Source organism: Candidatus Aminicenantes bacterium (genome assembly GCA_026393795.1).
GTDB lineage: Bacteria > Acidobacteriota > Aminicenantia > UBA2199 > UBA2199 > UBA2199.
Map to the genome: position 1 here is coordinate 1 of JAPKZL010000118.1, position 6,882 is coordinate 6,882.

Annotated in this window: 5 protein-coding genes; 4 read left to right on the forward strand and 1 reads right to left on the reverse strand. The window is 53.9% G+C overall.

The genetic code is table 11. The annotated features are described in order from the left end of the window. The 4 genes from NTW95_05745 to NTW95_05760 all read left to right on the forward strand — a co-directional run. On the forward strand, window positions 1-1,341 hold a 1,341-nt coding region (locus tag NTW95_05745), incomplete at its 5' end, for an O-antigen ligase family protein (protein MCX6556920.1). Between the two features lie 218 nt (window positions 1,342-1,559). Then, the gene (locus NTW95_05750; protein ID MCX6556921.1) at window positions 1,560-2,930 is read left to right on the forward strand and encodes a hypothetical protein; all 1,371 of its coding nucleotides are present in this window, start codon (window positions 1,560-1,562) and stop codon (window positions 2,928-2,930) included. 86 nt (window positions 2,931-3,016) lie between these two features. Further along, the gene (locus tag NTW95_05755; GenBank protein ID MCX6556922.1) at window positions 3,017-3,376 is read left to right on the forward strand and encodes a four helix bundle protein; all 360 of its coding nucleotides are present in this window, start codon (window positions 3,017-3,019) and stop codon (window positions 3,374-3,376) included. Between the two features lie 111 nt (window positions 3,377-3,487). After that, window positions 3,488-4,360 (forward strand): YitT family protein, encoded by an 873-nt coding sequence (locus NTW95_05760; GenBank protein ID MCX6556923.1) that lies wholly within the window; start codon window positions 3,488-3,490, stop codon window positions 4,358-4,360. Between the two features lie 194 nt (window positions 4,361-4,554). On the opposite strand, the gene NTW95_05765 is transcribed toward NTW95_05760, so the two are convergent. Further along, a complete protein-coding gene (locus tag NTW95_05765) occupies window positions 4,555-6,414 on the reverse strand; it encodes a hypothetical protein (protein ID MCX6556924.1) in 1,860 nt (619 codons plus the stop codon). Window positions 6,415-6,882 lie beyond the last annotated feature (468 nt).

A 6,882-nucleotide genomic window follows, 5' to 3' on the forward strand; every position in this document is an offset into this window, starting at 1 on the left:
CAGCTCCTGATCGTTCTTTCGCCCATCCCTCTGGGCTGCGTGGGCGGCATTTGGCTGCCCCTCTGTTTTTTTCTCTTCGCCATCTTTGCTCTGCTGGCTTTCATGGGGCCGCAGGCGCCGTACAATTTTATTTACCAGCGCCCCATACGTATACTTTTCATTATCTTTTTTCTGTTTATCGTTTTACAGCTGATCCCTTTGCCTCTATTCCTGGTCAAATGGCTTTCTCCCGGGGTATTGCCGATCCTGGAAAACCTGTCCGGTTCCCTGCCGGCTTTCCATAGCCTGAGTTTGATCCCGGCCGAAACGCTGCTGGCTCTGGCACGATTCCTGGTCTATGGCCTGTTTTTCATCGCCTTGCTGCGTTTGGACTGGGATAAAAGGGACGTATTCATTTTATTCGGGACAGCGGTCGTTTCCGGAGTGGCGCAGACCATTTTCGGCCTTTTTAAATTAGGCCAGGGCAACAGCAAGTTTTTCCTTTTTTTCATGGCCGACGATCATATCCCCGGATTTCTGCGCGGCACTATATACAACCCCGACCATTTCGCCTTTTACCTGGAACTCCTTTTCCCACTGGCCCTGGGGCTGTTGTTCGCCCGGCTGCACATCTTTGATCCCGAGCAATCACTCCGGGAAAAGATCCTGCATATCGCCGAAGACCGCCCGGTCATTTTATTGTTCCTGGCCGCCATCGTTCTGGCCGCCGGCATCTACCTGACCGGCTGCCGGACCGGCATTGCCGTCCTTGTCCTTTCCCTCTTATTTTTTACCCAAATGTCGATCTATTTACGCGTCAATTTCAGCGCCCGCCGCCATCTGCGCCTGGTCTTCATCCTGGCCACCTTGCTGGCCGTTTTCGTCGGCTTGCAGAGTACCTTAGATAAATTTCTATCTGGAAGCTATTTTGATGTTGGCGGACGCATCGACTACTGGAGCAACACCCTGACCATGTTCAGTGATTTCCCCGTTTTCGGCACCGGTCTCGGCACTTTCAAATATGCTTACTTTCTCTACGGCAAAGAGACGGGCTTTGTCGACCATGCCCACAATGAATATGTCGAGAACCTGGCCGACATGGGAGCTTTGGCCGCTTTGGTTTTTTTCGCCTTGTTGGCCATGCTGGTTTTGTCTTTGCTGCGCATGTGGATCGCCCGCCGTCACCCCGAGATCAAGCCGGTTGTGCTGGGGGTGCTGACCGCCCTGTTCGCCGCTTTTTTCCACTCGTTTTTTGATTTTTCCCTGCGCATCCCGGCCAACGCCTTTTTGTTCATTATGCTGCTGGCTCTGGGTTTGAAAGTAGTCACCCACAGGCATGAATTCAGCGATGAAAGCAAGTAAACTTTTTATTGCCGTGGCCTTGGTCCTGGCTGTTTTTTTCCTGAGCCAGTTCGCGGCCGAGTCTCGTTGGCCCCAAACCCGAACCTGGGAAAAAGTTCCCTGTACCGGCCTTTGATTTCAAAACATTTTCGCTGTCGAGCCGCATCTATACCGAAACTGCTTTCAGCTGGCTCGAAATCGGGACAAGCGCTGCCAGCGAGCCGGCTGTAAAAACGAGCATGACACTGCTCCTCAAGGCCCTGCGCCGGAATCCCCTCGATTACCAAGCCCGCTACTACCTGGCTAAAACTTATTTGCAATTCAGTGCCGTGGACAACGATTATTTCGATTTGGGCGTGCGCGAACTGAAACGCGCCGCTCGCATCCGCGGCAGCAACAAGCAGATCGCTTTGGATTGCGCCAAGATATTTTTCTCCCTGTGGCCTTTCCTGGAGGACGACGACAAGACGTTTACCTCGAACCTGCTTGCCGCTGTCATGCCAACGCTGTCGTGGTCCGAATTCAGCCCCCTGGTCGAGCTGTGGGCTCTTTACGTCCAGGATACGCCGCTGCTCATGGAATTGCTCAAGGACAAGCCCGAATTTTTCGGTCCTGCCGCCGACCAGCTCGTTGCGGCGGCCATTCCTATTAAGCAGCGCCGCCAACTCCTGGCCCTGCATGAAGTGTACAGCCTGGATGCCATGGAACGGCGCTATAATGAATTGAGCCTGCAGGGGCAGATCGGCCTCCAAGACGCCCGATCCTTGCTCGAGCAGCTGCGCCAGCTCAAGGGCTATTTCCGCCTCCAACCCGAGAGCGGTTTTGTCCCCGAAAAATTTTTCAAGCTGCAGCAAACGCTGCTGCTGGAAGTCATCTCGGGTTTGTTGACCGATCCCCAGGCCAAGGCCGACCCCCAGACGGCATCGTGGATCAGGGATTATATCCTGATCTACATCGCCGACCATTCCGGGCTCAATGATCTAGATGAGTTGCAGAAATTGCTTGAAGAAAATGGCTTTTTCAAGGAAAACGATTTTCCTTCGCTTTATTTGAAATCCCTGATCGCCTACAAAAAAGGCAGCTATGGCGACATCATCGCCGAGATCGAATCATTGCGCAAAACCATCTCCTTCGTCAAAAAAGAGCAATTAGTCGATTACACGAATATCCTGCTCTTGCTGGTCGATTCTTATTACAGCAGCAAGCTGTTGACCGCGGCCGAAGCGATAGCCAAGGAGTTGTATCTGGACCAGCCCGAAAATCCCGACGTCCTTTACCGCGTCTTACGTGTCCAGAAAATACTGGGCGATGAAGGGGCGCCCGACAAGGTCTTGAACGAAAAACTCGCCAAGGTCGAGAACAGCCGCTTTCTGACAGTCGCCACAACCAATAGCGGTTACGACGTTTTTCTCTTCAACCAGCCCTGGATCGAGATCATTTTCGACCCCGCCTGGCTCGCCCAGCTCAAGCCCAAGCAGCTGCTACAGGTGTTCGTCGGCAACAAGATCGCCTGCGAAAGTTACGTGGACGGTTTGCCTGAAAAGATCGTCATCGGGCCGCCGTTCACCGATATCGAGCGCAAGGTCAGGGTGCAGGTTACAGTTATCTAAGTCGGTTGACGGTATACGGTATACGGTTGACGGTAGACGGTAGACGGTAAGAAACAAGAAAAAGAAAACCGAAAAATAAATAAAAAATGAGTGAGAAAATTGGGTTCAGGGAATTAAAAGTTTGGCAAAGAGGTAAGAAATTGGCAGTGAGGATTTATGAAATATCAGGGAAAGGGAAATTCAATAATGATTTTAGCTTGAAGGATCAAGTACGTAGAGCTGCAGTTTCAATTCCGAGTAATATTGCCGAAGGAGACACTTTAGGCTCAAACAAACAATCAATAAAGCATTTTCATATTGCCAAAGGTTCATGTGCTGAATTACTGACTCAATTTGAGATCGCCCAGGAGATCGGTTATATCCCAAGTGAGATGGTGACTGAAATTCAGGAAGAATGCCTGGGGCTATCTGGAATGTTGGAAAAACTGATTAAAGCTCGTTCATAACATCTCTTTTTCTCTTACCGTACACCGTATACCGTCTACCGTAAACCAATTTCGTATTGCCAACCATCCCAAAATTTCCTATAATAATGGAAATTCACATTGAGGTCCCTCATGAAACTCAATAAAAAAGACCTGCGTCGAAATATCGCCAACCTGTCCCTGGTCACTCTGGGCTCAGTTATAATGGCGATCGGCTACTCCCTGTTCCTGATCCCGCACCACTTCGTCCCCGGCGGCGTTTCAGGGATAGCCATGATCATCAACTACTTCACCCGCATGCCGCTCGGCACCCTGATCATGGTGCTCAATATCCCGGTCTTCATCGTCGGCATCAAGATCATGGGCCGCAAGTACGGCTTGCGTTCGCTGCTTGGCATGGTGGTCTCGTCGCTGCTCATCGATTTTTTCCACGAGGTGCTGCGGCTGAAATCGGCCACCGACAACGCCATCCTGGCCGCCATTTACGGCGGGGTCATGCTCGGCGTCGGACTCGGGCTGGTCTTTCGCGGCCGCGCTTCGACCGGCGGCTCCGACGTCCTCGGCCAAATCCTCAACCGCTGGACCGGCATGTCGGTGGGTATCGCCATCATGCTCATCGATTTTTTCATCATCTCGGCCTCGGGGCTGGCCTTCAGGAAGCTCGAAGCGCCGCTCTATGGCTACATCGTCCTCTTCATTTCCTCGCGGGTCATCGACATGATCCTGGAAGGCTGGAACTATACCAAGCTGGCGATCATCACCTCGACCAAGACCGCGGAGATCCAGGAATTCATCCTAAGCACCCTCGACCGCAGCGGCACGGCGCTGAAGTCGCGCTCGCTCTACCTCAACCGCGACGGCGAGACGATCATCACCGTCATCCACCGCAAGCAGCTGGCCGAGCTGCGCGATTTCATCAAGTCGATTGACCCCGGCGCCTTCGTCATCATCAATGACACGTATGCGGTGCTGGGCAAGGGGTTTAAAGCCACCCAAGTCAGTTGAAATCGGTGTACGGTATACGGTAGACGGTGGACGGTGGACCGCAAGATATGGAATGAATTTCCTTTGTAGGGGCGGTTCGCAGCACCAATCATCCGCCTATCCTGGTTGCCCTCACTATGATTTTAACCATTTCAAAAAGTTTTTAAAATCATGTAGTGAGGCAATCCCTAAGGGGTGGATAGATTGGGCTGTCCCTAAAGGGCGAACCGCCCCCTACATGAGGCGATAGAGTGCTGCGCTTCCAGCAACTCCTTTTCAACCGCTGGGCGTTGCAGCGCCTCCTGTTTCAGGAAGTGGTAGGCCAATTGCGCGGCAGCGATCAAGTCTTTCGTTTTTAGAAGATCAAAAAACCCTGCCTCTCCGTCCGCCTTCTCGTTACGCAGCAGCCGGTTCAAATTAACAAAACCGGTCTCCAGTCGCTCGGGCAAAACGAAGCTGAACTCCGGGTCAGCGGCGCGAAAAACCTCCCGGATCATGAGCTTGGGCGTGTTGGCCGGCAGGCTCTGGCACAAGCGGCTGGCCGGGTAGGGGACGATGAACGGCGCATGGGCCAGCAGGGAGAAATTGGGAAAATCGCGGTGATAGGCGATGATCAAAGCCAGCTCGGTTACGAACTCTTCCCAGGTCGAATCGTTGTCGCTGCTGATCCAGTAATGATAATGGCGCAGGCCGTATTTCTCAAGCCTGGCCAGCAGGTCGGCGAATGCCGGCAGTGACGGCAGGCGCTTGCCCAGACGCTGTCCCCGCTGCGGCAGGAAGACGTCGCTCCCCAGCCAGAGGAGAGGCCGGCTGTCCAGGTACAGCTCGGGATCGGCGACCAGCGCCAGAATTTCCTCGTTCGCCCGGCCGTCGTTGTGAACCAGCGCTACCGGCGAAGTCTGGATGCCGTGGATGCGAAATCCGCTTTTCTTGATCAGGGCGAAGACCGCCGCCGCGTAGGCGGGGTCCTGCAGGATGTCGTCGTCGTTGATGTTGACGGGGATGCATACAGGGGGTAGGGGCGACCCGGCGGGTCGCCCTGGCATGTCGTGGATCGGCATGCCAAGGATGCAATCAGGGCGTTCCAACGGAACGCCCTTACTATTGACTTTGTCTTTGTATGCCTTCAACAGATCTTCGGCCTTGGTCAACGGCAGCTGGCGCAGTTTGCTCCCCTGCACATGGCAGCAGAACAAACAGCCGCGGCCGCAGCCGCGCGAGAAATTCATCTCCAGCCCGTGGCGCAGATGCTCGCGCTGCATGAAAGCGAGATCGACCTGGAAGCGGCTGAAATTTTCCGGTCGCACGATTTCGTCGAAAGCGGACATGGCGATGAGGCCGGGCTTCTGCCAGAACCAGCCCTTGCGTTCGAACAGGGTTGAAGCGTCACCCCGGTTCAATGCTTCCAGGATAACCGGCAGTTCCAGTTCGGCTTCGCCCCGGATGAACAGGTTGATCTGCGGCAGGTGATAAACAGCAGCTAGGGGGTGCAGGGTGGGAAAAGGGCCGCCGGCGGCCAGCCAGCCTCCATACTGGGCCTGAAAATCGGCCAAAAACGGCCTCAGGGCGGGCAAAAGGTCCTCGAAAATGGTAAACCCCGCCATATCGGCCGAAAGCGCTCCTGGGGGCAATTTTGGGCTTGGCAGGCGGAGCGGCATAGGCGCGGGTTGGAAGCCTTTGGCCTGGAGGTTGCTGGCCAGGAACAACTGCGCCGCCGGCAGGCCCATGGTTTTCCAGCGCGGGTCGTTGTCACATCGCGGGAAAAGCAGGTTGAGCGAGCGTATCGGCTTGGCCAGCGGCTCCAGGGCGGCCGGACAGGGAAAAGCCCCGGGTGCCGATTCGACCAGCTGTTTATCGCTTCCATTGTATTCGATGCAGAGTTGAGTTCCGTCCGCGTAAAAGCGGCTGAGTGTGATGTTCCGGTTGAAACGGACATTCAAAAATTCGTGCTCAAGTCCTTGCTGTTCCAAGAATACCTGCAAGCGGTGCAGCGCGGCCAGAAGCGCATGAAAGGTGAATTCGCCCGGCTCGTAGCGGATCAGCCATTTGCCAGAGAACTGAAAAACGGTTTTCATATCAGTGACGAGCGGCAGGGGTAGGGGCGGTTCGCGAACCGCCCGTACATGAATAAAAATTCCAAATTCCAAGCACCAAATTACAAATAAGCACCAAGTTCCAATGTTCGAATGACCAAAATGAAAATGATCCCAAGAAGTCTGCCCAGGTAGGGAACGCAAATTTGCGTTCCCTACGGAAGAAACACTTTATTGCTTTCGTTTGGGTCATTGGAATTTGGAACTTGGAATTTTAGTCGCACTATAGGTTTCGTGGTGTCCGAAGGGCAACGAAACCTATCTAGTGTGACTATGGGAATTTGGAATTTGCGATTTGGAATTTTATCTTATCGCCTTGATGGTCCTGTCCCAGCGCGTCCTGGTGAAGAACCTGACCACGGTCAGGGTAAGGTCCTTGATCTTGTAGATGAGGCCGGGGGTCAGGTATTCGTCGGATCCCGACTGGTAGGACCAGTAGATGCGCCAGGG

Coding starts and splice junctions, on each gene's coding strand:
- NTW95_05750 (MCX6556921.1), top strand. CDS start 1,560: ATGACACTGCTCCTCAAGGCCCTGCGCCGGAATCCCCTCGATTACCAA.
- NTW95_05755 (MCX6556922.1), top strand. CDS start 3,017: ATGAGTGAGAAAATTGGGTTCAGGGAATTAAAAGTTTGGCAAAGAGGT.
- NTW95_05760 (MCX6556923.1), top strand. CDS start 3,488: ATGAAACTCAATAAAAAAGACCTGCGTCGAAATATCGCCAACCTGTCC.
- NTW95_05765 (MCX6556924.1), bottom strand. CDS start 6,414: ATGAAAACCGTTTTTCAGTTCTCTGGCAAATGGCTGATCCGCTACGAG.